Source organism: Enterobacter cloacae complex sp. I3 (assembly GCF_014896175.1).
Taxonomy (GTDB): Bacteria; Pseudomonadota; Gammaproteobacteria; order Enterobacterales; family Enterobacteriaceae; genus Enterobacter; species Enterobacter bugandensis.
Genome location: NZ_JADBQZ010000005.1, coordinates 82,913 through 106,454 on the forward strand (window position 1 = coordinate 82,913; position 23,542 = coordinate 106,454).

22 protein-coding genes are annotated in these 23,542 nt (G+C 58.4%); 12 read left to right on the forward strand and 10 right to left on the reverse strand.

Annotated elements, in window-relative coordinates; genetic code table 11:
• Positions 1–227 precede the first annotated feature (227 nt).
• The 4 genes from IM271_RS05085 (at position 228) to arsC (ending at position 4,261) form a co-directional block, all read left to right on the forward strand.
• Positions 228–1,913, forward strand: coding sequence for an aspartate:alanine antiporter (locus tag IM271_RS05085; RefSeq protein ID WP_014169303.1), 1,686 nt, complete (start codon positions 228–230; stop codon positions 1,911–1,913).
• A gap of 253 nt (positions 1,914–2,166) precedes the next feature.
• Positions 2,167–2,487, forward strand: a complete 321-nt coding sequence (locus IM271_RS05090; protein WP_193052261.1) for a metalloregulator ArsR/SmtB family transcription factor — start codon at positions 2,167–2,169, stop codon at positions 2,485–2,487.
• Positions 2,488–2,527: 40 nt separating this feature from the next.
• Complete coding sequence (locus IM271_RS05095; protein WP_069732578.1) at positions 2,528–3,817, forward strand: arsenic transporter; 1,290 nt, start codon at positions 2,528–2,530, stop codon at positions 3,815–3,817.
• A 12-nt stretch (positions 3,818–3,829) separates the two neighbouring features.
• Positions 3,830–4,261 (forward strand): glutaredoxin-dependent arsenate reductase, encoded by a 432-nt coding sequence (gene arsC / locus IM271_RS05100; protein ID WP_193052262.1) that lies wholly within the window; start codon positions 3,830–3,832, stop codon positions 4,259–4,261.
• Between the two features lie 21 nt (positions 4,262–4,282).
• On the opposite strand, the gene IM271_RS05105 is transcribed toward arsC, so the two are convergent.
• Positions 4,283–4,834 (reverse strand): TetR/AcrR family transcriptional regulator, encoded by a 552-nt coding sequence (locus tag IM271_RS05105; RefSeq protein ID WP_028012492.1) that lies wholly within the window; start codon positions 4,832–4,834, stop codon positions 4,283–4,285.
• Between the two features lie 81 nt (positions 4,835–4,915).
• Between IM271_RS05105 and IM271_RS05110 the strand changes: the two genes are divergently transcribed.
• Positions 4,916–6,130, forward strand: a complete 1,215-nt coding sequence (locus IM271_RS05110) for an MFS transporter (RefSeq protein WP_193052263.1) — start codon at positions 4,916–4,918, stop codon at positions 6,128–6,130.
• Positions 6,120–6,932, forward strand: coding sequence for a Cof-type HAD-IIB family hydrolase (locus tag IM271_RS05115; protein ID WP_059355492.1), 813 nt, complete (start codon positions 6,120–6,122; stop codon positions 6,930–6,932). Before IM271_RS05110 ends, IM271_RS05115 begins: the two co-directional genes overlap by 11 nt.
• 67 nt (positions 6,933–6,999) lie before the next feature.
• Here the strand turns inward: IM271_RS05115 and IM271_RS05120 are convergent, their stop codons facing one another.
• A complete protein-coding gene (locus IM271_RS05120) occupies positions 7,000–8,232 on the reverse strand; it encodes an MFS transporter (protein WP_193052264.1) in 1,233 nt (410 codons plus the stop codon).
• A 168-nt stretch (positions 8,233–8,400) separates the two neighbouring features.
• Between IM271_RS05120 and IM271_RS05125 the strand changes: the two genes are divergently transcribed.
• The 3 genes from IM271_RS05125 to deoR all read left to right on the forward strand — a co-directional run bounded on the left by IM271_RS05125 (position 8,401) and on the right by deoR (position 10,570).
• Positions 8,401–9,129 carry a phosphatase PAP2 family protein gene (locus tag IM271_RS05125; protein ID WP_047368172.1) on the forward strand — a complete coding sequence of 243 codons (729 nt, stop codon included), beginning with the start codon at positions 8,401–8,403 and terminating at the stop codon, positions 9,127–9,129.
• A gap of 7 nt (positions 9,130–9,136) precedes the next feature.
• A complete protein-coding gene (gene ybjG / locus IM271_RS05130) occupies positions 9,137–9,745 on the forward strand; it encodes an undecaprenyl-diphosphate phosphatase (RefSeq protein ID WP_028012487.1) in 609 nt (202 codons plus the stop codon).
• Positions 9,746–9,811: 66 nt separating this feature from the next.
• The gene (gene deoR, locus IM271_RS05135; RefSeq protein WP_193052265.1) at positions 9,812–10,570 is read left to right on the forward strand and encodes a DNA-binding transcriptional repressor DeoR; all 759 of its coding nucleotides are present in this window, start codon (positions 9,812–9,814) and stop codon (positions 10,568–10,570) included.
• Between the two features lie 39 nt (positions 10,571–10,609).
• Here the strand turns inward: deoR and dacC are convergent, their stop codons facing one another.
• Complete coding sequence (gene dacC / locus IM271_RS05140; RefSeq protein ID WP_032644979.1) at positions 10,610–11,815, reverse strand: serine-type D-Ala-D-Ala carboxypeptidase; 1,206 nt, start codon at positions 11,813–11,815, stop codon at positions 10,610–10,612.
• A 240-nt stretch (positions 11,816–12,055) separates the two neighbouring features.
• Here dacC and IM271_RS05145 point away from each other — a divergent pair, with 240 nt between their 5' ends.
• Entirely contained in the window at positions 12,056–12,682 is a 627-nt protein-coding gene (locus IM271_RS05145; protein ID WP_193052266.1) for a glutathione S-transferase family protein, read from the forward strand.
• Here the strand turns inward: IM271_RS05145 and IM271_RS05150 are convergent, their stop codons facing one another.
• Both IM271_RS05150 and bssR read right to left on the reverse strand, forming a co-directional pair.
• On the reverse strand, positions 12,683–13,801 hold the full coding sequence (locus IM271_RS05150; protein ID WP_048957049.1) for a PQQ-dependent sugar dehydrogenase: 1,119 nt from the start codon (positions 13,799–13,801) through the stop codon (positions 12,683–12,685).
• A 108-nt stretch (positions 13,802–13,909) separates the two neighbouring features.
• Positions 13,910–14,293, reverse strand: a complete 384-nt coding sequence (gene bssR / locus IM271_RS05155) for a biofilm formation regulator BssR (RefSeq protein WP_048960862.1) — start codon at positions 14,291–14,293, stop codon at positions 13,910–13,912.
• A gap of 216 nt (positions 14,294–14,509) precedes the next feature.
• Between bssR and rimO the strand changes: the two genes are divergently transcribed.
• Complete coding sequence (rimO, locus tag IM271_RS05160; protein WP_041910688.1) at positions 14,510–15,835, forward strand: 30S ribosomal protein S12 methylthiotransferase RimO; 1,326 nt, start codon at positions 14,510–14,512, stop codon at positions 15,833–15,835.
• Positions 15,836–15,898: 63 nt separating this feature from the next.
• Here the strand turns inward: rimO and gsiD are convergent, their stop codons facing one another.
• Genes gsiD through iaaA form a run of 5 tightly spaced genes read right to left on the reverse strand, consistent with a single transcriptional unit; the run spans position 15,899 to position 22,121 of the window.
• A complete protein-coding gene (gsiD, locus tag IM271_RS05165; protein WP_028012480.1) occupies positions 15,899–16,810 on the reverse strand; it encodes a glutathione ABC transporter permease GsiD in 912 nt (303 codons plus the stop codon).
• 1 nt (position 16,811) lies between these two features.
• Entirely contained in the window at positions 16,812–17,732 is a 921-nt protein-coding gene (gene gsiC, locus IM271_RS05170) for a glutathione ABC transporter permease GsiC (RefSeq protein ID WP_045630942.1), read from the reverse strand.
• Positions 17,733–17,737: 5 nt separating this feature from the next.
• Positions 17,738–19,276, reverse strand: coding sequence for a glutathione ABC transporter substrate-binding protein GsiB (gene gsiB, locus IM271_RS05175; protein WP_048999336.1), 1,539 nt, complete (start codon positions 19,274–19,276; stop codon positions 17,738–17,740).
• 23 nt (positions 19,277–19,299) lie between these two features.
• Positions 19,300–21,171: a glutathione ABC transporter ATP-binding protein GsiA gene (gene gsiA / locus IM271_RS05180; protein ID WP_048999335.1), complete on the reverse strand. Its 1,872-nt coding sequence runs from the start codon at positions 21,169–21,171 to the stop codon at positions 19,300–19,302.
• A gap of 11 nt (positions 21,172–21,182) precedes the next feature.
• Positions 21,183–22,121 (reverse strand): beta-aspartyl-peptidase, encoded by a 939-nt coding sequence (gene iaaA / locus IM271_RS05185; RefSeq protein WP_192972081.1) that lies wholly within the window; start codon positions 22,119–22,121, stop codon positions 21,183–21,185.
• 188 nt (positions 22,122–22,309) lie between these two features.
• On the opposite strand from iaaA, the gene moeA reads away from it, so the two are divergent.
• Complete coding sequence (gene moeA, locus IM271_RS05190) at positions 22,310–23,542, forward strand: molybdopterin molybdotransferase MoeA (RefSeq protein ID WP_193052267.1); 1,233 nt, start codon at positions 22,310–22,312, stop codon at positions 23,540–23,542.

Genomic DNA, 23,542 nt, shown 5'->3' on the forward strand with positions numbered 1-23,542 from the left:
ACGCCCAGTCAGATAAAGCAGTGCGGCAATCCATGCCAAAGTACGCACAGGGTGATGCGATAATCAGTAGCTGTCAGTAGCTAATGCGATTAAACTACACGCCAGCTAATGTTTTAGGGAATAAAGCAGGAAACAGGGAGCGTTAGCGCTTTTCCCTGACCCAGAAAACAGTAGCCCAAAAAGTCCTTTCATTCAACAACTTACTGGTAAACAAGAAGTTAGCCTCCGTGAATATAAACGTCGCAGACTTGTTAAATGGGAATTACATCCTGTTATTATTTGTGGTACTGGCGCTGGGTCTTTGCCTGGGTAAATTGCGCCTGGGTTCGGTTCAACTCGGTAATTCCATTGGCGTTTTAGTCGTCTCCTTATTATTAGGCCAGCAGCACTTCAGCATTAACACGGACGCGCTGAACTTAGGTTTTATGCTGTTTATTTTTTGCGTTGGCGTAGAAGCGGGACCTAACTTTTTTTCAATTTTCTTCCGCGACGGCAAAAATTATCTGATGCTGGCGCTGGTGATGGTCGGCAGCGCGCTGCTGATCGCGTTAGGACTGGGCAAACTGTTTGGCTGGGATATCGGGCTTACGGCCGGTATGCTGGCCGGCTCTATGACGTCAACCCCCGTGCTCGTGGGCGCCGGTGATACGCTGCGGCATTCCGGCATGGCGGGCGCGCAGCTCTCTACCGCCCTCGACCATCTGAGTCTGGGCTACGCCCTGACCTATCTGATTGGTCTGGTGAGCCTGATCGTTGGCGCGCGCTACCTGCCAAAACTGCAGCACCAGGATCTGCAGACCAGCGCCCAGCAAATCGCCCGCGAGCGCGGCCTGGATACCGATTCCAAACGTAAAGTTTATCTCCCGGTTATCCGCGCCTACCGCGTCGGGCCGGAGCTGGTGGCATGGGCAGACGGCAAAAATCTTCGCGAACTGGGGATTTACCGCCAGACGGGTTGCTACATCGAACGTATCCGCCGCAACGGCATTCTGGCGAACCCGGACGGCGACGCGGTGCTGCAGATGGGCGACGACATCGCGCTGGTGGGTTACCCGGACGCGCACGCCCGTCTCGACCCGAGCTTCCGTAACGGCAAAGAGGTGTTCGACCGCGACCTGCTCGACATGCGTATCGTCACCGAAGAGATCGTGGTGAAAAACCATAACGCCGTGGGCCGCCGCCTGGCGCAGCTGAAGCTGACCGACCACGGCTGCTTCCTCAACCGCGTGATCCGCAGCCAGATTGAGATGCCTATCGACGACAACGTTGTGCTCAACAAAGGCGACGTGCTGCAGGTCAGCGGCGACGCGCGACGCGTAAAAACCGTTGCCGACCGCATCGGCTTTATTTCCATTCACAGCCAGGTCACCGACCTGCTGGCCTTCTGCGCCTTCTTCATCGTTGGCCTGATGATCGGGATGATCACCTTCCAGTTCAGCAACTTTAGCTTCGGCATCGGTAACGCCGCCGGTCTGCTGTTCGCCGGGATCATGCTGGGCTTCCTGCGAGCCAACCACCCGACCTTCGGCTACATTCCGCAGGGCGCGCTGAACATGGTGAAAGAGTTCGGTCTGATGGTGTTTATGGCGGGCGTTGGCCTGAGCGCCGGAAGCGGCATCGGCCACAGTCTGGGCGCCGTCGGCTGGCAGATGCTGGTGTCCGGCCTTATCGTCAGCCTGGTGCCGGTGGTGATCTGCTTCCTGTTCGGCGCCTACGTGCTGCGTATGAACCGCGCCCTGCTGTTCGGGGCAATGATGGGGGCGCGTACCTGTGCCCCGGCGATGGAAATCATCAGCGATACCGCTCGCAGCAACATCCCGGCGCTGGGGTATGCAGGCACCTATGCTATCGCGAACGTACTGCTGACGCTGGCGGGTACGCTGATTATCATCATCTGGCCGGGACTCGGATAACTCCTAAGTTTGCGCGTAATGAAAAAATTTTTGTTACGCGCAGAACTTTTTTAGCAGGGGGCAGTCATAACTAGTGCCACTGCTTTTCTTTGATGTCCCCAATTTGTGGAGCCCATCAACCCCGCCGTTTTGGTTCAAGGTTGATGGGTTTTTTGTTGCCTGAAATTCCCCGTCCTGTAATCTGACCTTCTCTCTCCCCACCAAAACATATATGATTAAACGAATATGATTTAATCTACCCTCAGGAACACCCATGATCCACCCGCTCCAGCTCTTCAAACTCCTCTCCGACGAAACGCGACTCGCCATCGTCATGCTGCTTCGCGAAACGGGAGAATTGTGTGTCTGCGATCTCTGCTCCGCCACCAACGAACCGCAGCCGAAAGTCTCCCGCCATATGGCTTTGCTGCGCGAGTCCGGGCTGGTTATCGATCGTCGCGAGGGCAAATGGGTCCATTACCGTCTCTCTCCCAACATGCCCGCGTGGGCGGCAGCCGTTATCGACACCAGCTGGAACTGCCTGCGGGAAGAGACGCGCATGAAGCTGAAAAACCGACTCCCGGGCTCATGCTAATCAATACATATTCATGAAATCAGATATAACGGAGTAAGCAATGTTTCTGGCAGGGGCAATTTTTCTGTTTACGCTGGTACTGGTCATCTGGCAGCCCAAAGGGCTCAGTATCGGCTGGAGCGCGACCATTGGCGCCGTGCTGGCGCTGGCCAGCGGGGTAATTCACATTAACGATATACCTGTGGTCTGGAATATCGTCTGGAACGCCACGGCGACGTTTATCGCCGTCATCATTATCAGCCTGCTGCTGGATGAGTCCGGCTTTTTCGAATGGGCGGCGCTGCACGTTGCCCGCTGGGGAAACGGTCGCGGGCGATTGCTGTTTACTTATATCGTGCTGCTGGGTGCAGCCGTGGCGGCGCTGTTTGCCAATGACGGCGCGGCGCTGATCCTGACGCCTATCGTCATCGCCATGCTGCTGGCGCTGGGGTTCAGCAAGCAGGCCACGCTGGCGTTTGTGATGGCGGCAGGTTTTATCGCCGATACCGCCAGCCTGCCGCTGATTGTCTCCAACCTGGTCAACATCGTGTCGGCAGACTTCTTTAAGCTGGGGTTCAGCGAATACGCCTCGGTGATGATCCCCGTTGATATCGCCGCGATTGTCGCAACGCTGGTGATGCTGCATCTTTTCTTCCGCAAGGAAATTCCACCGGAATATGACCTGGCGAAACTTCAGGAGCCCGCGCGGGCCATTCACGATCTCCCGACGTTCAGAACGGGCTGGATCGTGCTGCTGCTTCTGCTCGTCGGCTTCTTTGTGCTTGAACCTCTCGGCATTCCGGTCAGCGCCATCGCCACCGTCGGCGCGCTGATTTTATTCGCTGTTGCAAAACGGGGACATGCAATAAACACCGGAAAAGTGCTGCGCGGCGCACCCTGGCAAATTGTTATTTTCTCGCTCGGGATGTATCTGGTGGTGTATGGCCTGCGCAATGCCGGGCTGACGGATTATCTCACAGGCGTGCTGAATAGCCTGGCCGGACACGGACTGTGGGCCACCACGCTGGGAACCGGATTCATCACCGCGTTCCTGTCATCCATAATGAACAATATGCCCACGGTGCTGATTGGCGCGCTCTCCATTGAGGGCAGTACGGCGACGGGATTGATTAAGGACGCGATGATTTACGCCAACGTGATTGGCTGCGATCTGGGGCCAAAAATCACGCCTATCGGCAGCCTCGCCACCCTGCTCTGGCTCCACGTGCTGGCGCAGAAAAACATGACGATTACCTGGGGCTACTATTTCCGGACGGGCATCATCATGACGCTGCCGGTCCTGTTTGTGACGCTCGCCGCGCTGGCGCTACGTCTCTCCTTCACACTGTAATGAGCCACTGATATGAGCCACATCATCATCTACCACAACCCAGCCTGCGGCACCTCGCGCAATACGCTGGAGATGATCCGCAACAGCGGCACGGAGCCGGAGATTATCCTCTATCTGGAAACCCCGCCGTCGCGCGATAAGCTGACCACCCTGATTGCCGACATGGGCATTTCGGTGCGGGATCTGCTGCGCAAAAACGTGGAGCCCTATGAACAGCTCGGCCTGGCCGAAGATATCCTCAGCGACGACCAGCTTATCGACTTTATGCTGCAACACCCGATTCTGATTAACCGTCCGATTGTGGTCACGCCGCTGGGCACCCGCCTGTGCCGCCCGTCTGAATTCGTCCTCGACATCCTGCCGGACGCGCAGAAAGGCGCGTTTAGTAAAGAGGATGGCGAAGCCGTCGTGGACGCCAGCGGGAAAAAAATCGAACGCAGGTAAAACAGGCAGGGCGAGTGATGCCTATGGGTTCCCCTCGCCCGCAATTCTCCCCACCATCGCCCGAATTTCCTCCCGGCTTAATGGCTCGCGGTCAGTCACATAGTGCAGCGTCATCCCTTCGATGAAGGCATCCAGCGCGCGGGTGGTGACCGGGTCGAACCACTGCTCCAGCGTGGTCTGGCTCATCTTCATCCAGTCCTGCATCACCGTTTTGAGCGCCGCGCTGCGGTGCATAAAGGCGTAAAGCTGATACATCAGCGCCATGTTGTGCGGCGTGGTCACCTGCGAGCTGTGGATCAGGGTGGTGATGGATTCACACGCCATCTCCGGCCCGGTGACGCCCGCGAAGAAATCCCGGTACTGCTGCGACATCTGCCGGGTAAACCACGTGAAGGCCTCCTCCAGCAGCGGCTCCATGCCGTCGAAATAGTAGGTCATTGACCCCAGCGGCACGCCCGCGCAGGTGGCGATTTTGCGGTGCGTGACGGCGTGAATACCGTGTTCGGCAATGGTGTCCAGCGTCGCCTGGAGAATTTTTTCACGTCGATGCGGATCGTTCGGTGGTCTGCTCATAAATCCCTCACCTGGTTTGTGTACAAATGTACACAAACTTGCTAGTGTTGTCGCTATTGTTGTACTTCTGGTGCTACCCCAATGACGCTGACCTCTCCCCGCAAAGCCCTGCAGCTCCGCATGTGGGCGCTGTTTATGTTCTTCTTCATTCCCGGTCTGCTGATGGCCTCCTGGGCCACACGTACGCCCGCCATTCGCGATATTTTGTCCGTCTCCACCGCGGAGATGGGCATCGTGCTGTTCGGCCTGTCGATAGGCTCCATGAGCGGCATTCTCTGCTCCGCGTGGCTGGTGAAGCGCTTTGGCACGCGGGCGGTGATCCGCACCACCATGTGCTTCGCGGTAATTGGGATGATCGTGCTAAGCGTGGCGCTGTGGTTTGCTTCGCCGGTGCTGTTTGCCCTGGGGCTGACGGTATTTGGCGGCAGCTTCGGCTCGGCAGAGGTTGCGATTAATGTTGAAGGGGCGGCGGTCGAGCGCGAGATGAACAAAACCGTGCTGCCCATGATGCACGGCTTTTACAGCCTCGGCACGCTCGCCGGCGCGGGCGTGGGGATGGCGCTGACGGCCTTTGGCATGAGCGCGAATCTGCATATCCTGCTGGCGGCGCTGGTATGCATCATTCCGATCCTGACCGGCATTCGGGCGATCCCGAACGGTACCGGCAAGAATTCCGCTGAAGAACAGCATTCGACGGAAAAAGGGCTGCCCTTCTACCGCGATTTCCAGCTGATGCTCATCGGCGTGGTGGTGCTGGCGATGGCGTTCGCGGAAGGCTCCGCCAACGACTGGCTGCCGCTGCTGATGGTGGACGGCCACGGCTTTAGTCCGACCTCCGGCTCGCTGATCTACGCCGGGTTTACGCTGGGGATGACCGTCGGGCGCTTCACCGGCGGCTGGTTTATCGACCGCTACAGCCGCGTGGCGGTAGTGCGCGCCAGCGCCCTGCTCGGCGGCCTGGGTATCGCGATGATCGTCTTTGTGGACGTAGACTGGATTGCCGGGGTCTCGGTGATCCTCTGGGGTCTGGGCGCGTCGCTCGGCTTCCCGCTGACTATTTCGGCCGCCAGCGACACCGGCCCGGATGCCCCGACCCGCGTCAGCGTGGTGGCGACCACGGGCTACCTCGCCTTCCTGGTCGGGCCGCCGCTGCTCGGTTTCCTCGGTGAGCACTACGGGTTGCGCAGCGCCATGCTGGTGGTGTTAGGGTTGGTGATTATCGCGGCGCTGGTGGCGCGCGCGGTGGCAAAGCCGGAAACGGAACAAACGTCAATGGAGAAGGGATATGAGCGTTAAACTGATCGCCGTCGACATGGATGGCACATTCCTGAGTGATGCCAAGACCTATAACCGCCCGCGCTTTCTGGCGCAGTATGCGCGCATGAAGGAGCAAGGCATTCGCTTTGTGGTCGCCAGCGGCAACCAGTATTACCAGCTGATCTCCTTCTTCCCGGAGATCGCGCATGAAATTGCCTTTGTTGCCGAAAACGGCGGCTGGGTGGTCGATGCCGGGGAAGATGTGTTCAACGGCGAGCTGACAAAAGCGCATTTCAGCACCGTGGCCACCGTCTTAAACGACGTCCCCGGCATTGAGATTATCGCCTGCGGGAAAGGCAGCGCCTACACGCTTAAGGCCTATGACGATGCCTTCATTGATATCGCGTCAAAATATTATCACCGCCTCGAAAGGGTGCAGGATTTCAACAGCCTGAACGACATCTTCTTCAAGTTCGGGCTCAACGTTTCCGATGACGAAATTCCGCGCATTCAGGCGCTGCTGCATGAAAAGCTGAGTGACATTATGGTGCCCGTCACCACCGGTCACGGCAGCATTGACCTGATTATCCCCGGCGTGCATAAAGCCAACGGCCTGCGGATCCTGCAAACGCGCTGGGGCATCGAGGACAGCGAAGTGGTGGCCTTTGGTGACAGCGGCAACGACGTGGAGATGCTGCGTCAGTCCGGGTTCAGCTTTGCGATGGCAAATGCCAAACCGCATATTAAAGCGGAGGCGCGCTTTGAAGCACCGCATAATAACGAGGAAGGCGTTTTAAACGTGATTGAGAAGGTGTTGAACGGGGAGGCACCGTTTAATTGACCGCGTGCGGTCTGGCGGCCTCGCCCCTCACCCAGTCCCTCTCCCAATGGGGAGAGGGGAAAAAAGATTATGGTTGCAGAGCGTTTCCGACGCGTTTGTCCTTCAGGAACACCACCATCAGGCCAACCCACAGCACGCCGTTGGCGAGGTTTAACAGGCTGAACAACCCGTTGCCGCCCAGCGCGTAAGCGTGCTTGCTCACCTCGATACCGACGGTAAAAATCAGCATCTGCAGCATGCCCATCGCCGCAGAGACCGTACCTTTACTCATCTCGCTCGCAAACAGGGTCAGGCGCACCAGACCAGCGTTCGCCACGCCAATTCCGAAGGCATAAATGCTCAGCCCCGCCGTCATCCACAGGTGGGCGTGGGATGACGCGACGGTCGCTACCGCCGCCAGAATCAGCCCTGCCGCAATCGGCCAGCCGCCCATGATAATCAGTGAACGCACGGTGCGGCGAGACGTCAGACGGGCCAGCACCAGGTTACCGATAATCAACGCGCCAAAGATCGGCACCTGCAGCAGGCCGTACTCGTAGCTGCTGAGCTTTTCACCGCTGATGATAATAACCGGTGACTGCGCGATCCACGCCAGCAGAGGCAGGCTAACGAATCCGGTCGCCAGCGCCCCCGCCACAAAGCGGCCATTTTGCAACACTGCTTTGTAATCCCGGCCCAGCTCTTTCAGCGAGAGTTTTTCGCCCAGACGGGTAGCCGTTTCCGGCATCGCGCGGTGCAGGCCGAAGAACGCGATGGCGGCGAGAACAGCAAAGAGCACAAACATCCCTTCCCACGGCGCAACGTGCACCCACGCGGCCCCCACCAGCGGCCCGAGTAAGGGGGCGATCAGCGCCACGTTCGCCATCAGCGCGGTAATTTTGATACACACCGCCTCCTCAAACGACTCCTGGATGGCGGCATACCCCACGGCGCCGATAAAGCACAGGCTCACCCCCTGCAGGAAACGCAACAGGGTAAATTGTTCAATGTTTTGCGCCAGCAGCATGGCGAGGCAGGTAACGATAAACCACACCACGCCCGTCAGCATCACCGGACGGCGGCCAATACGATCCGACAGCGGGCCTAACAGCCACTGCAAAAACATGCCGCCAGCCAGATAGGCGGTCATGGAGGTCGGCACCCACTCGATTCCCGCGTTGTACTGCTCCACAACGGCCAGCATACCGGGCTGGATCATATCGTTGCCGATATAGGTAGAGAATTCGTAGAGCACCAGACACAGAGGGAAAAGCAACGCCTGACGACCCAGACGTGAACCAGAAGAAGAACGGTTTAACATGCAATCTCTTTATAATGACAAAATCGCGACGAGTTTAATGAAATGCCGTAATCCGAGATAGTGATTTATCGAGGAGAAACAGAAATAAAGCACATATCGTCTTCGTTTAAGGTTTCCTTAAGTTGACAGATTTATGATAGCGCGATTACTCGTCAATGATCCCTAATTATGGCACTCACTTCCAGCCGTTCAGAATTGTCTAACTTACAGACTAATAAGACAAAACAGCTTTACCGCTTACCGTCCCGCTTTTATGGTTATCAGCTTTTGGTGCTAGTAGCGCTTGCCGTGGTGTTTACGTGGCTATCGCGCGATGAAGCGCTCGACAGATGGATCACCGGCTTCTGGTATGACGCGGCGACACAGACTTTCCCGCTGCAGAAAGACCACCTGCTGGATCTGCTGAACCATCGTCTGGCTAAGTACATTGCGATTGCCTTAGGCGCCGTGGCGCTGCTTTACGGCGCTTACAAACGTAACGCAAGGCTTGTCACAGCCGCGCTGCTGATGGGGCTTGGCGCGCTGGTGGTTGGCGTGCTGAAAAGCATCAGCCACCACAGCTGCCCGTGGGATCTGGTGGAATATGGCGGTAAGGCCGTGTCTTACCCCCTGTTCAGCGCCGTTCCGGCAGACAGCGGCCCGGGCCGCTGCTTCCCGGGTGGCCATTCTTCCAGCGGCTTTATGGTGATGGGGCTGTTTTTTGCCTTCTGGCGCGAGCGTCCGCGTCTCGCCTGGAGCTTTGTGGTCCTTGGCGCGGTTCTGGGTCTGGCGATGGGCTTCGGCCAGGTGATGCGCGGGGCACATTTTTTCTCTCACAACCTGTGGGCCGGGTGGTGGGTCTGGTTTTCCCAGGTGGCGGTCTACGGGCTGGTTTCCACCCGGTTTGCAAAAGAGTGATTACGCTATGCTAGAGAATCTGAATTATCAGCTGTTTTATCTGATCAACGCCACCCCGGCCTCGCCAGAGTGGATGATTGATTTTGCCACCTTTCTGGCGAAAGACCTTATCAGCATCGTGCCTGCGCTGGCTGCCATTCTCTGGCTGTGGGGGCCGCGCAGCCAGGTTAAGGCACAGCGCCAGCTGGTGATCAAAGTCGCGATGGCGCTCGGGGTAAGCGTGCTGGTCAGCTATCTTCTCGGCCACGCGTTCCCGCACGATCGTCCTTTTGTCGATCGCATTGGCTACACCTTCCTGCACCACGCGCCGGATGACTCTTTCCCGAGCGATCACGGTACGGTTATCTTCACCTTCGCGCTGGCTTTCCTGTTCTGGCATCGCCTGTGGTCGGGTGCGGTGCTGATGGTGGTCGCTGTGGCTATCGCCTGGTCGCGCGTCTATCTTGGCGTCCACTGGCCGCTGGATATGGTGGGCGGTTTCCTGGTGGGGCTGATTGGCTGCGTGAGCGCGGCTATCCTGTGGAATCTCTTCGGTGAGGCGCTCTACCGCGGGCTCTCTTCGCTCTATCGCGCCATTTTTGCCATCCCGATCCGCAAGGGCTGGATACGTGACTAACCCCAACCGGACAGGTTACACTGAGCCCCCGCCCTGCGGGGGCTCACTTTTTTATCCCGAGGAACTATGGAAACACGACGCGATGACCGCATTGCTCAACTGCTGCAGGCGCTGAAGCGCAGCGATAAGCTGCATCTGAAGGAAGCCGCCAACCTCCTCGGTGTCTCAGAGATGACCATTCGTCGCGATCTGAACAGCGACAGCGCCCCCGTGGTACTGCTGGGCGGGTACATCGTCCTTGAGCCGCGCAGCGCCAGCCATTATCTGATCAGCGACCAGAAGACGCGTCTGGTTGAAGAGAAGCGCAAAGCCGCGCGCCTTGCGGCTACGCTGGTTCAGCCGCACCAGACGCTATTTTTTGACTGCGGCACCACCACGCCGTGGATTATCGAAGCCATCGACAGCAGTATTCCCTTTACCGCCGTGTGCTACTCCCTGAATACCTTTCTGGCGCTTCAGGAGAAACCCGAGTGCCGGGTGATCCTCTGCGGCGGCGAGTTTCACGCCAGCAACGCCATCTTTAAACCGCTTAACCTGCAGGACACGCTTAGCAATTTATGCCCGGACATCGCGTTTTATTCTGCCGCAGGCGTGAACGTGCGCCAGGGTGCAACCTGCTTTAATCTGGAGGAGCTGCCGGTGAAGAACTGGGCGTTAAATGCCGCGCAGTATCATGTGCTGGTGGTCGATCACAGCAAGTTTGGCAAGGTGCGTTCGGCAAGAATGGGTGAGCTGGCGCAGTTTGACGCCATCGTCAGCGATTGCCGCCCCGATGACGAGATTGTGGCCCATGCAAAGGCACAGCAGATGAAGTTGATGTATTGAGGTTATGCCGGGTAAGCGCAGCGCCACCCGGCATAAAACTTAACTAAACCAGCTGCCAAACCAGCTATGGAATTTCATCAACACGAAATCCCACATCCGGCTGAAGAAGCCGCCCTCTTCCACCGCTTCCATCACAATCAGCGGACGCTGTTCAATCGACTTGCCGTTTAGCTGGAAATCAATCGTCCCGACCACCTGGCCTTTTTTCAGCGGCGCGGTGAGCTGCGGCTCGGTCAGGGTATAGCTTGCTTTCAGGTTTTTCAGCTGACCGCGTGGAATGGTCACGGAACCGGCCTCACCCGCCCCCAGATTCACCTCGCTCTTATCACCAAACCAGACGCGCTGGCTAACGAACGTGGCATCCGGTTTAATCGGCGTCACGGTTTCATAGAAGCGGAAGCCCCAGGTCAGCAGTTTTTCTGACTCGTTAAAGCGGATGCGGTCGGTTTTGGTGCCCAGCACCACCGAGATCAGGCGCATGTCGCCCTGCGTCGCGGAGGCCACCAGGTTGTAGCCCGCGCCGGCCGTAGTGCCGGTCTTCATTCCGTCCACGTTAACGTTGCTGCTCCACAGCAGGCGGTTGCGGTTCGGCTGGCGAATTTTGTTGAAGGTAAACTCTTTCTCTTTGTGGATGGCGTATTCATCCGGCACGTCGTGGATCAGCGCTTTTCCCAGCAGCGCCATGTCGCGCGCGGTACTGAACTGTCCCGGCGCATCCAGGCCGTGGACCGTTTTGAAGGTGGTGTTGGTTAAGCCGAGCTTTTGCGCATAGCCATTCATCAAACCAATGAAAGAATCCTGACTGCCGGCAACGTAGTCGGCCAGCGCGATACAGGCATCATTTCCCGACTGAATGATTACCCCTTTGTTCAGATCGGAGACGGAGACCTGATCGCCTGGCTTCAGGAACATCACCGACGAGCCCCGCAGCGCCGGGTTGCCGGTCGCCCAGGCATCCTTCCCGATGGTGACCATATCGTCCAGCTTGATCTTGCCCGCTTTTAACGCCTGCCCGACCACATAGCTGGTCATGATTTTGGTCAGGCTGGCCGGATCGAGTTTCTCATCCGCATTGCCTTCCGCCAGCACCTTACCGCTGGAATAGTCCATCAGTATCCAGGCGCGCGCGTCCACAGGCGGCGCTTCGGGCGCAGCCTGTTCAGCCGCGTAGAGTGTTGGTGCAAACAGGAAAAGAAGCGCAGAGCCTGCCGCCAGGCTGCGCAGAGAAGTCATTTTTCGCGTCATAAATGCCACCCGAGTGTCCATTCAAAAATTACGTCACATCACCGTGTCGCAAGAAGCGATGAGTAATAGCGCAGTAAAACGGTTAAAGAAACCCAACGAGGGTAAAGTTATTAAAGTTTATGCAATAACATTCATTTACGCTTTGATTCAGGCGATTTTTTTGTCTTCTGTTGCGTAATTGTTAGGTTTATCTCACCATGGCAAAAAGCCGACCCGGATTCACACTCAACAGGAGTAAATATGATTACGCTGTGGGGCAGGAATAATTCGACCAACGTTAAGAAAGTGTTCTGGACGCTGGAGGAACTGGATTTACCGTTTAACCAAATCATGGCTGGCATGTCGTTCGGCGTGAACAAAGAGGCCGACTATCTGGCGATGAACCCGAACGGCCTGGTGCCGCTGCTGCGCGATGACGAAACAGACGCAACCCTTTGGGAGTCCAACACCATTGTGCGTTACCTCGCCGCCCAGTACGGTCTTGGCCGCCTGTGGGTTGAAAACCCGGCGCAGCGCGCGCAGGGTGAGAAGTGGATGGACTGGGCAAATCAGACGCTCTCTCCCGTTCACCGCGTGATCCTGATGGGGCTGGTGAGAACCCCTGAAGCCGAGCGCGACTACCCGGCCATTCATGCCGCGCAGGATGCCTGCGAAAACCTGTTTGCGATGATGGACGATGAGCTGGCGAAGCACGCCTGGTTCTCCGGCGATACGTTCGGCGTGGGGGACATTGCCGTAGCGCCGTTCGTCTGGAACCTGACCAACCTCGGTCTGAAATGGACGCCGCGCCCGAACCTTGACCGCTGGCTTAAGCAGCTTAGCGAGCGCCCGGCGTACCGTAACGTGGTGATGATCCCGGTCACCTGATTACGCACCGGACGGGCTGACTTTTAACAGCTGCCCGTCCGTTTCGTCGGTCAGGACATACAGATAGCCATCCGGCCCCACCCGCACATCGCGAATACGTTGCTCCCGGTCGCCCAGGATCCGCCCGTCCTCCGTCACCTTATTGCCGTCCACGCTCAGCACGATAACGTCCTTTTCCTTTAGCGCCCCGATAAACAGCTTGTTTTTCCACTGCGGGAACACGTCGCTATTATAGAACGCCATGCCGCTGACCGCGGGCGACACTTTCCAGACAAACAGCGGCTTTTCGGCTCCCTCAACGTGCTCGCCTTTGGCTTCCGGGATTTTTAGCCCGCTGTAGTTAATTCCGTGCGTCGCCAGCGGCCAGCCGTAATTTTTGCCCTTCTCCGGGATGTTGATTTCATCCCCGCCGCGCGGGCCGTGCTCGTTCAGCCACAGCGTGTCGCTCCACGGGTTCATCGCCATCCCCTGCGGGTTACGAATGCCGTAGGACCAAATTTCCGGCCGCGCGCCGGAGGTGTTCACAAAGGGGTTATCCGGCGGCACTTTACCGTCTTCGGTGAGGCGCACCACTTTACCCTGCAGCTTGTCCAGATCCTGCGCCGTCGGGCGCTGGTTGTTCTCGCCGAGTCCAATAAAGAGATACCCTTTGCCGTCGAACACCAGTCGCCCACCAAAATGGTTACCGGTTGAGAGTTTCGGCATCTGGCGGAACACCACCTGGAATCCCTCGATGCGGGAAAGATCGTCGCTCAGGCGACCATAGCCCACCGCCGTTCCGGCCTTGCCGTCACGCCCGGCTTCGGCGTAGCTCAGCCAGACGCGGCGCGACTTTTCAAAATCCGGCGCCAGCACCACGTCCAGCAGTCCTCCCTGGCCGTTCGCCCAAACCTTCGGCACGCCGACAATGGGATCGGAAAGTCCTTTCCCGGCCTGCCAGCGCTTGAGCTGCCCGCCCTTAAGAGTGACCAGTAAACCGTCATTGCCCGGCAGGAACGCCATCGACCAGGGGTGATCGAGTCGGTTTTGCAGCACCTCAACCTTTACCGCCTCTGGCGCAGCAAGAAGCGAAAACGGAATGAACAATGCAGGCAGGAAAATCAACGAGGATCGAGGCATAAAGCGCTCCTTTTTCGGCATATGGCATAAAGATTAGCCATTACCTCCGGGCGCGTTACCACTTTTACAAAAGCTTAATCAGATGGGGGGAGTTGTCTCCCCCCGAACTCAGTGCTGTGCAAGCGTCTCGTGCTTGTTAAGACACATGATGCAAAGAGAGAGCGTTGTCAGGCAGTTTTCAAGCTTCTCCGCGTTAACCGCGATAAAAGTCGGGCAGTCGTGGCGTCCGTTCATTAAACATACCCCTGCAATGGAGAGCACCTCAGCGGCGCGACGCAGCGCCATCAGCTCGCATTCATCGTATTCCGCCTTCAGGGTCGGTGCTTTTTCACGCATGAAATTACACAGTTCAAACAGATTATCACGCAGATGTTCGCTTTCGCTGACTGACATATAGCCCTTTGCCTTCCTGAGCTGCAGATAGGCGGCCAGGTCGATTCGGGCGTTGATCAGCTTGTTAAGCAGATCGCGTTTCAGTCTGTCAACGGACATGCTATTTCCTCCTCTGTCAGCCATGTTGCACATTCAGAATAAGGTCATTTTTTGTACAGTTTAATGCCTGAGATCAATTATTCTTAACTGATTAACATTATTTACAATGTTACAACCTCGGCCTGGCGCATCCACCTTGCAAAGAGTGTATAAATCCCCCGCGATACGCTGTAAAATCCCGCCCTGATAACTCCATAATTGATGAATTTTTAACCTATGAGCAATGTTACGCACCAGCCGAAAATCGGCTTCGTCTCCCTGGGCTGCCCGAAAAACCTGGTGGATTCCGAACGCATCCTGACCGAACTGCGCACTGAAGGCTATGACGTGGTGCCAAGCTACGACAACGCCGATATGGTGATCGTTAACACCTGCGGGTTTATCGACAGCGCGGTCCAGGAGTCACTGGAAGCCATCGGTGAAGCGCTGACCGAAAACGGCAAAGTGATTGTTACCGGCTGCCTGGGCGCGAAAGTGGACCAAATCCGCGAGGTGCACCCGAAGGTGCTGGAGATCACCGGCCCGCACAGCTACGAGCAGGTGCTGGAACATGTTCATCACTACGTGCCAAAACCAAAGCACAACCCGTTCCTGAGCCTGGTGCCGGAACAGGGCGTGAAGCTGACGCCGCGTCACTACGCCTACCTGAAAATTTCTGAAGGCTGCAACCATCGCTGCACCTTCTGCATCATCCCGTCCATGCGAGGCGATCTGGTGAGCCGCCCGATTGGCGAAGTGCTGGCGGAAGCGAAACGTCTGGCCGATGCGGGCGTGAAGGAGCTGCTGGTCATCTCCCAGGACACCTCAGCTTATGGCGTGGACGTCAAACACCGCTCCGGTTTCCACAACGGCGAGCCGGTGAAAACCAGCATGGTGGGCCTGTGCGAGCAGCTGGCTAAGCTCGGTATCTGGACGCGTCTGCACTACGTTTACCCGTACCCGCACGTTGACGATGTGATCCCGCTGATGGCGGAAGGCAAAATCCTGCCGTACCTGGATATCCCGCTGCAGCACGCCAGCCCGCGTATCCTGAAGCTGATGAAACGCCCTGGCTCCGTTGACCGCCAGCTGGCGCGCATCAAGCAGTGGCGTGAAATCTGTCCGGATCTGACCCTGCGCTCCACCTTTATCGTCGGCTTCCCGGGTGAAACCGAAGAAGACTTCCAGATGCTGCTCGACTTCCTGAAAGAAGCCCGTCTGGACCGCGTCGGCTGCTTCAAGTACAGCCCGGTGGAAGGCGCAACCGCCAACGAGCTGGCGGATCAGGTGCCGGAAGAGGTTAAGGAAGAGCGCTGGAACCGCTTCATGCAGCTGCAGCAGCAGATTTCTGCCGAGCGTCTGCAGGAGAAAGTGGGCCGCGAGATCATGGTTATCATCGACGAAGTGGACGAAGAAGGCGCGATTGGCCGCAGCATGGCGGACGCCCCTGAAATCGACGGCGCGGTGTACCTGAACGGCGAAACCAACGTTAAGCCGGGTGATATTATTCGCGTCAAAGTTGAAAACGCGGACGAGTATGACCTGTGGGGTAGCCGGGTTTAATCTCACTGCACATCTTTTACAGGCCGGGTAAGGCGTAGCCGCCACCCGGCACATTTCACTGCACTACCCCTTAATCCTCGGATCCAGCGCATCGCGCAGCCCGTCACCTAACAGGTTAAACGCCAGCACGGTCAGGAAAATCGCCAGGCTCGGGAAGATCGCCACGTGCGGCGCAATCACCATATCCGCCCTCGCCTCGTTTAGCATCGCGCCCCACTCCGGTGTCGGAGGCTGCGCGCCTAAGCCCAGAAACGACAGGCTGGCCGCCGAAATAATCGACACGCCGATACGCATGGTGAAATAGACCACGATGGACGATACCGTCCCGGGCAGAATATGGCTGAACAGAATGGTGGTATCGCTGGCCCCCATGCTGCGGGCGGATTCAATAAACGTCTGCTGTTTCAGCACCAGCGTGTTGCCGCGCACCAGGCGGGCAAAGGCCGGAATCGAAAAGACCGCCACCGCGATGATGACGTTGGCCATGCCGCTGCCCATGATCGCCACCACGGCAATCGCCAGCAGAATGCCGGGAAAGGCAAACAGCACGTCGCAGATGCGCATGATGATGCGGTCCCACCAGCCTTCATAATACCCGGCGACGAGCCCCAGCACGGTACCGATAGCCGCGCCGATCAGCACCGCGACTACCCCGGCGGCGAGAGAAATTTGCGCCCCCACCAGCACGCGGCTGAAGATATCGCGGCCAAGCGAGTCCACGCCGAACCAGTGCAGCATTGAGGGGCCGTCGTTCAGGCGGTCGTAGTCAAAGTAGTTTTCCGCATCAAACGGCGCTACCCACGGCGCAACGATCGCCACCGCAATTAGCACCAGCACGAACAGCCCCGCCGCCATTGCGACCGGCTGACGGCGAAAACGTCGCCAGAATTCGGACCACGGAGTGCGGACATGCTCCGGTTTCAGCCCCGGCATCGCGTTCAAAACGGCCTGACGCCGCCAGTTCAACAATCGCATCTTACTTATACCTGATGGCCGGGTTAATGGCGGCGTAGAGCACGTCCACCACTAAGTTGATAAGAATAAACTCCAGCGAGAAAAGCAGGACTTCTGCCTGAATCACCGGGTAGTCGCGCATCTCGACGGAATCGACCAGAAGGCGCCCCAGCCCCGGCCAGTTGAAGACCTTTTCGACGACGATAGAGCCACCCAGCAGGAAACCAAACTGCAGCCCCATCATCGTCACCACCGGGATCATCGCATTGCGGAACCCGTGCTTGAGAATGACCCACTTCTCGCTGACTCCTTTCGCCCGCGCGGTGCGGATATAATCTTCGCTCAGCACGTCCACGAACGAGGCGCGGGTAAAGCGGGCCATCACCGCCGACACGGCAGCGCCCAGCGTCATGGAGGGCAGAATGTAATGCTTCCAGGTATCGGCCCCGACGGTCGGCAGCCAGCCCAGTTCAACGGAAAAGATTTGCATCAGCAGCATCCCCAGCGCGAATGCCGGGAAGGAGATGCCGGTCACCGCCAGGGCCATGCCGAGCTTGTCCGGCCAGCGGTTGCGCCAGACGGCCGCAATAATCCCCGCGCCCAGCCCAAACGCCACCGCCCAGCCCATGCTGGCAATCGTTAGCCAGAACGTGGGCATAAAGCGGCTGGCAATCTCCTCCGACACCGGACGCCTCGACACCATCGAGATACCAAAATCGCCCTGCAGAACGTTACACATATAGTGCAGAAACTGCATATACAGCGGCTGGTCGAGGCCCAGCTGTTTACGCACCAGCTCAATGACGGTGGCATCCGCTTCGGGCCCGGCTACCAGACGCGCCGGATCGCCCGGCAGCATGTGGACAAACAAAAACACCAGCACCGCCACTATCAGCAGCGTCGGGATAAGCCCCAGCAGACGTTTACAAACATAATTCAGCATGAGGTTTATTTTAAATCCGCATCGTCAAAGCTAAAGCCGGTGTCCGGCATGATGTAGAACCCGGTCAGCGCTTTGTTATGGGCTGAGACCAGTTTCTCCACCACCAGCGGTACCCACGGCGACTCTTTCCAGATAATGTCCTGCGCGTCCTTGTAGAGGCGGGCTTTCTCTTCCGGTTTGGTGGTTTTCAGGGCATCGGCCAGGTCTTTGTCCACCTGCGGATTGCTGTAAAACGCGGTGTTGAACAGGGTTGGCGGCCAGTTCTGCGAGGCGAACAGCGGCGACAGCGCCCAGTCGGCTTCACCGGTCGAGGCCGTCCAGCCTGTGTAGAACATCCGCACGCCGCTCTCTTTCTGCCCTTTCCCCTCCACTTCTGCCGCACGCTGCCCGGCATCCATCGCGGTCACCTGCGCCTTGATACCCACCTGCGCCAACTGCTGCTGGGTAAACTGCAGCACCTTCTGCGCGGTGCTGTGATTGTGCGACGACCACAGCGTGGTGCTGAAGCCGTTCGGGAAACCCGCCTCTTTCAGCAGCTCGCGCGCTTTAGCCGGATCGTACGGCCATGGCTGATAGCTTTGCGCATACGCGATAGACGGCGGCAGCACGCCGGTGGCCGGGGTGGCATAACCCGCAAAAGCGACCTTCACCAGCGCCTGACGGTTAATGGCATAGTTGATGGCTTCACGCACCTTCGGGTTATCGAACGGCTTCTGCGTGACGTTCATGCTGATGTAGCGCTGCATGATAGACGGGCTGGCAACCAGCTCCAGCTTGCTGTTTTTCTGCAGAATGGCGGCCTGCTCATACGGGATGGGGAAGGCAAACTGCGCCTCGCCGGTTTGCAGCATTGCCGCGCGGGTGTTGTTATCCACCACCGGACGCCAGGTGATGGTGTCCAGCTTCGGCAGTCCCTGCTGCCAGTATCCCGCGAATTTTTTCACCTTCACAAAATCGGTCTGGTTCCAGGTGAGCAGCTCGTACGGCCCGGTTCCCACCGGGTGGAAGCCGATCTCTTTACCGTACTTTTTCAGCGCGGCGGGCGAGATCATCGCCGTCGCCGGATGCGCCAGAATATTGATAAACGCGGAGAATGGCTCTTTCAGGGTGATTTTTACCGTTGCCGGGTCGACTACCTCGGTGCTGGCGATATTTTTATACAGGTTATAGCGCTTGAGGCTGTTTTCAGGATTGCTGGCACGGTCGAGGTTGACCTTTACCGCCTCAGCATTGAAATCAGTCCCGTCCTGGAACTTCACGCCGGAACGGAGCTTGATGGTATAGACCAGCCCGTCGTCGGATACGGTGTACCCCTCCGCCAGCACATTTTTCAGCTTCATCTCTCTGTCGAGACCAAACAGCCCCTGATAGAACGATTTCGCCACCGCCTGGGAGAGCGTGTCGTTGGCGTCGTACGGATCGAGCGTGGTGAAGTTGGAGCCGACGGCAACCACCACGTCTTTGGCGGCGAACGCGGGGGCAGCGGCCAGGGCTGCCGTCACGCTCGCGGCTAACAACCATTTACGCGCTACAAATGTAACCATTGTGTTCTCCTGCCTGTTGTAAGTTATAACCGTGAGAAGGCATTGTCCTGGCGCGGCGGAGCCACGAAGTGGCCCGGACCAACCTCACGCAGCGTGACGCGCTCCACGGCTTCGCCGCGTTTACGAATGTTGCTCGGCATCTCATCCTGCAGCAGCACGCGCTGGCCGTGGCGGTGCGCGGGATCGGCAACCGGGACCGCCGCAATAAGCTTGCGGGTGTAGGGGTGCTGCGGATTCTCAAACACCGCCCTTCGCGGGCCAATTTCCACGATCTGCCCCATAAACATCACCGCCACGCGGTGGCTGATACGCTCTACCACCGCCATATCGTGCGAGATAAACAGGAAGGCAATGCCCATATCCCGCTGTAAATCCAGCAGTAAGTTGATAATTTGCGCCCGGATCGAGACATCCAGCGCCGAGACGGATTCATCCGCAATCACCACCTTCGGGTTCAGCGCCAGCGCGCGGGCGATGCAGATACGCTGCCGCTGCCCGCCGGAAAACTCGTGCGGATAACGCCAGGCGTGTTCCGGCTTCAGGCCAACTCGCTCCAGCAGCCAGGCCACACGACGCTGCGCCGCCTCGCCGTCGAGCAGGTTATGCACCCGCAGCGGCTCCATAATTGAGTACCCTACCGTATGGCGCGGGTCGAGAGAGGCATACGGATCCTGGAAGATAAACTGAATATCTCGCCGTATCGCCTGTAATTTATTATCTGGCAGGGTGTCGATACGTTCACCGTTAAAGGTTATCGTCCCCTCCTGGGTCTCCACGAGCCTGAGCAGCGCCCGCCCGGTGGTGGATTTCCCGCAGCCGGACTCTCCTACCAGCGCCAGCGTTTCACCCGGCCAGAGATCAAAACTGACGTTTTCCACCGCATGCACTTCGCGCTTCAGGCGGTTGAAAATTCCGCTGCGCAGCGGAAAGCGGGTCACCAGATTGCGCACTTCGAGTATCGGTTTACCCGACACCACGGTGTCCTGCTCGCCTTCATCCTCCTGCGGCTCTGTCGCCTCCAGGGAAATCAGCGGAAAACGGCGCGGCAAATCGCTGCCGTTCATTGCCCCAAGCCGCGGCACCGCCGCCAGCAGCGCTTTGGTGTAAGGATGCTCGGGGGCATGAAAAATCTGCTCGACCGCACCGGTTTCCACAGCATTGCCCTTGTGCATCACCAGCACCCGATCGGCGATGTCAGCCACCACGCCCATATCGTGGGTGATAAAAATCACCCCCATCTCCATCTCCTGCTGCAGCACTTTGATGAGCTGCAGGATCTGCGCCTGAATCGTCACGTCCAGCGCCGTCGTCGGCTCATCGGCGATCAGCACCGCCGGACGGCAGGAGAGCGCCATGGCAATCATCACCCGCTGGCGCATGCCGCCGGAAAGCTGATGCGGGTAGCGCCCCAGAATGGCCTGCGCCTCCGGAATGCGCACCAGCTCCAGCATGCGTCTCGCTTCCCTGAGCGCCTCATCGCCGCTCAGCCCCTGATGCAGCCGGATGGACTCGGCAATTTGCTCCCCGACCGGGAACACCGGGTTCAGGGAGGTCATCGGCTCCTGGAAGATCATCGCGATATCCGCCCCGCGCACGCCCTGCATCTGCGCGCCGCTCAGCTCGTTTAAATCGATGACCTGACGGTTACGGCGGCGCAGGAGCATTTTCTCGCTGCTGATTTGCCCGCCCGTCTGTTCCAGCAGGCGCATCAGCGCCAGCGCGGTGACCGATTTACCGGAGCCGGATTCGCCAACAATCGCCAGCGTCTCGCCGCGCCTGAGCGAGAACGATAAATTCTGTACTGCGGGGATGAACTGCCGCTCTTCCTGAAACGCAATATTCAGCTGATGGACAGCCAGCACCTCGCGGTTGTCCAGTTCTTCAGTGTGCGGCACGCGCTGCCCCCTTATTCACGATAGATGCCCGTGCTCGGCTCATCACCGGCATAGCCCCAGGCGCGGTACATGCCTTCGCTGTTGAACGGCAGGGCCACGTTGCCCTCACGATCGACCGCAATCAGCCCGCCGACGCCGCCCAGGGCAGGTAATTTTTCCATCACCACGCGCTCGCAGGCCTCGCTCAGGCTTAAACCGCCGTAATCCATCAGCGCGGTGATGTCGTAGGCCGCGAGGGCGCGAATAAACACTTCCCCGGTGCCGGTACACGACACCGCTGCCGTGGCGTTATTGGCATAGCAGCCCGCGCCGGGCAGCGGGCTGTCGCCGACGCGTCCCGGCAGCTTGTTGGTCATGCCGCCCGTTGACGTAGCCGCCGCGAGGTTACCGGCTTTATCGAGCGCCACCGCGCCAACCGTGCCCATTTTGGTGGTTTCATCCAGCGGCGCAGTATGGTCAAGCTGCGTTATGCCCGCCGTACGGGCTTCCAGCAGCTGCTGATAGCGTTCTTCCGTGGAAAACAGATCCGGCGATACCGGTTCTATTCCGTGCTCAAAGGCAAATTTTTCCGCCCCGGCGCCCGCCAGCAGAACGTGCGGGCTCTCCTCCATCACCAGACGCGCCGCCAGCACCGGATTTCGCAGATGGCTCACGCCCGCCACGGCGCCCGCCTTCAGGGTGACGCCGTCCATCACGCAGGCGTCCAGCTCGTGGGTTTCATCCCGGGTAAAAACCGAACCTATTCCGGCATTAAAGAGCGGACACTCTTCCAGCAGGCGCACCGCCTCGGTGACCACATCCAGCGCGCTCTCGCCCGCTTCCAGCATTTTCTGGCCCGTTTCCACAATGGCGTACAGCGCGTCAATGTAGCGCTTTTCCTGCTCGGGACTGAGCTGTGCACGGGTGATTGCCCCTGCGCCGCCATGAATTGCGATTACCGCATTAACCATTCGCATCACCCGTTAGCCTGATTCGCGGCTTTTTCTATAAATATCATTATCGTCGATGAAACTTCAGATGATTTTTGAATATAGAAAGACGCAACAGTGATGTAAAGCGTACACCCATCGGGTCATACAGTTAGCCGCACTTTTCTGCCATAATGGGCGCTTTCGTTGTTACTCCGCAGGAGCCCACCATGGATTTTACCGCCGGACTGATGCCGCTTGAGACGGCACTCTCGCAGATGCTTGACCGTATTTCTCCGCTGCATGACGTTGAGACGCTGCCGCTTGTGCGCTGTTTTGGTCGTATTGCCGCACGCGATATCGTCTCGCCGATGAACGTGCCGGGGTTCGATAACTCCGCGATGGACGGTTACGCGGTGCGCCTGGCGGATCTCCAGACGGGTAACGCCCTGCCGGTGGCGGGTAAAGCCTTTGCGGGTCAGCCGTTTAGCGGCGAATGGCCTGCGGGCACCTGCGTGCGCATCATGACCGGCGCGCCGGTTCCGCAGGGCTGCGATGCCGTGGTGATGCAGGAAGAGACCGAGCAGACCGACGACGGCGTGCGTTTTACCGCGAACGTTAAAGCGGGCCAGAACATCCGCCGCACGGGCGAAGACATCACCCTCGGCGCGACCGTTTTTGCCGCCGGGCAGAAATTGACGGTAGGTGAACTGCCGGTGCTGGCCTCGCTCGGCATCGCGGAAGTTGACGTTATCCGCAAGGTGCGCGTAGCGGTTTTCTCCACCGGCGACGAGCTGCAGCTTCCGGGCCAGCCGCTGCAGGACGGCCAGATTTATGACACCAACCGCCTGGCGGTACACCTGATGCTGGAGCAGCTGGGCTGCGAGGTGATTAACCTCGGCATTATTCCAGACGACCCGGAAAAACTGCGCGCGGCGTTTATCGAGGCGAACGAATCCGCCGACGTGGTCATCAGCTCCGGCGGCGTCTCCGTGGGCGAAGCGGATTACACCAAAACCCTTCTTGAAGAGCTGGGCGAAATCGCCTTCTGGAAGCTGGCGATCAAGCCGGGCAAACCGTTCGCGTTTGGCAAGCTTCCGCACAGCTGGTTCTGCGGCCTGCCGGGTAACCCGGTCTCTGCGGCACTCACCTTCTACCAGCTGGCGATCCCGCTGCTGGCGAAGCTTTCCGGCAACAAAGCCAGCCCGCTACCGGAACGCCTGCGCGTGCGTGCCGCTACGCGCCTGAAAAAATCACCGGGTCGTCTCGATTTCCAGCGCGGCATTCTGGCGCGCAACGCCGACGGCGAAATGGAAGTGAGCACCACTGGGCACCAGGGCTCGCACATTTTCAGCTCCTTCAGTCTGGGTAACTGCTTCATCGTGCTGGAGCGCGAGCGCGGCAATGTAGAAGCAGGCGAATGGGTTGAGGTTGAGCGCTTTAACCACCTGTTCGGAGGCTGA

Bases quoted from the DNA above. Each gene is read 5' to 3' on its own strand.
- rimO (WP_041910688.1), top strand. From the start codon at position 14,510: ATGAGCAATGTTACGCACCAGCCGAAAATCGGCTTCGTCTCCCTGGGC.
- IM271_RS05105 (WP_028012492.1), bottom strand. From the start codon at position 4,834: ATGAGCAGACCACCGAACGATCCGCATCGACGTGAAAAAATTCTCCAG.
- dacC (WP_032644979.1), bottom strand. From the start codon at position 11,815: ATGACGCGAAAAATGACTTCTCTGCGCAGCCTGGCGGCAGGCTCTGCG.
- iaaA (WP_192972081.1), bottom strand. From the start codon at position 22,121: ATGGTTAATGCGGTAATCGCAATTCATGGCGGCGCAGGGGCAATCACC.
- bssR (WP_048960862.1), bottom strand. From the start codon at position 14,293: ATGTCCGTTGACAGACTGAAACGCGATCTGCTTAACAAGCTGATCAAC.
- IM271_RS05115 (WP_059355492.1), top strand. From the start codon at position 6,120: ATGAGCGTTAAACTGATCGCCGTCGACATGGATGGCACATTCCTGAGT.
- IM271_RS05110 (WP_193052263.1), top strand. From the start codon at position 4,916: ATGACGCTGACCTCTCCCCGCAAAGCCCTGCAGCTCCGCATGTGGGCG.
- gsiC (WP_045630942.1), bottom strand. From the start codon at position 17,732: ATGCTGAATTATGTTTGTAAACGTCTGCTGGGGCTTATCCCGACGCTG.
- ybjG (WP_028012487.1), top strand. From the start codon at position 9,137: ATGCTAGAGAATCTGAATTATCAGCTGTTTTATCTGATCAACGCCACC.
- IM271_RS05120 (WP_193052264.1), bottom strand. From the start codon at position 8,232: ATGTTAAACCGTTCTTCTTCTGGTTCACGTCTGGGTCGTCAGGCGTTG.
- IM271_RS05095 (WP_069732578.1), top strand. From the start codon at position 2,528: ATGTTTCTGGCAGGGGCAATTTTTCTGTTTACGCTGGTACTGGTCATC.
- moeA (WP_193052267.1), top strand. From the start codon at position 22,310: ATGGATTTTACCGCCGGACTGATGCCGCTTGAGACGGCACTCTCGCAG.
- deoR (WP_193052265.1), top strand. From the start codon at position 9,812: ATGGAAACACGACGCGATGACCGCATTGCTCAACTGCTGCAGGCGCTG.
- IM271_RS05150 (WP_048957049.1), bottom strand. From the start codon at position 13,801: ATGCCTCGATCCTCGTTGATTTTCCTGCCTGCATTGTTCATTCCGTTT.
- IM271_RS05125 (WP_047368172.1), top strand. From the start codon at position 8,401: ATGGCACTCACTTCCAGCCGTTCAGAATTGTCTAACTTACAGACTAAT.
- gsiD (WP_028012480.1), bottom strand. From the start codon at position 16,810: ATGCGATTGTTGAACTGGCGGCGTCAGGCCGTTTTGAACGCGATGCCG.
- IM271_RS05145 (WP_193052266.1), top strand. From the start codon at position 12,056: ATGATTACGCTGTGGGGCAGGAATAATTCGACCAACGTTAAGAAAGTG.
- arsC (WP_193052262.1), top strand. From the start codon at position 3,830: ATGAGCCACATCATCATCTACCACAACCCAGCCTGCGGCACCTCGCGC.
- gsiB (WP_048999336.1), bottom strand. From the start codon at position 19,276: ATGGTTACATTTGTAGCGCGTAAATGGTTGTTAGCCGCGAGCGTGACG.
- IM271_RS05090 (WP_193052261.1), top strand. From the start codon at position 2,167: ATGATCCACCCGCTCCAGCTCTTCAAACTCCTCTCCGACGAAACGCGA.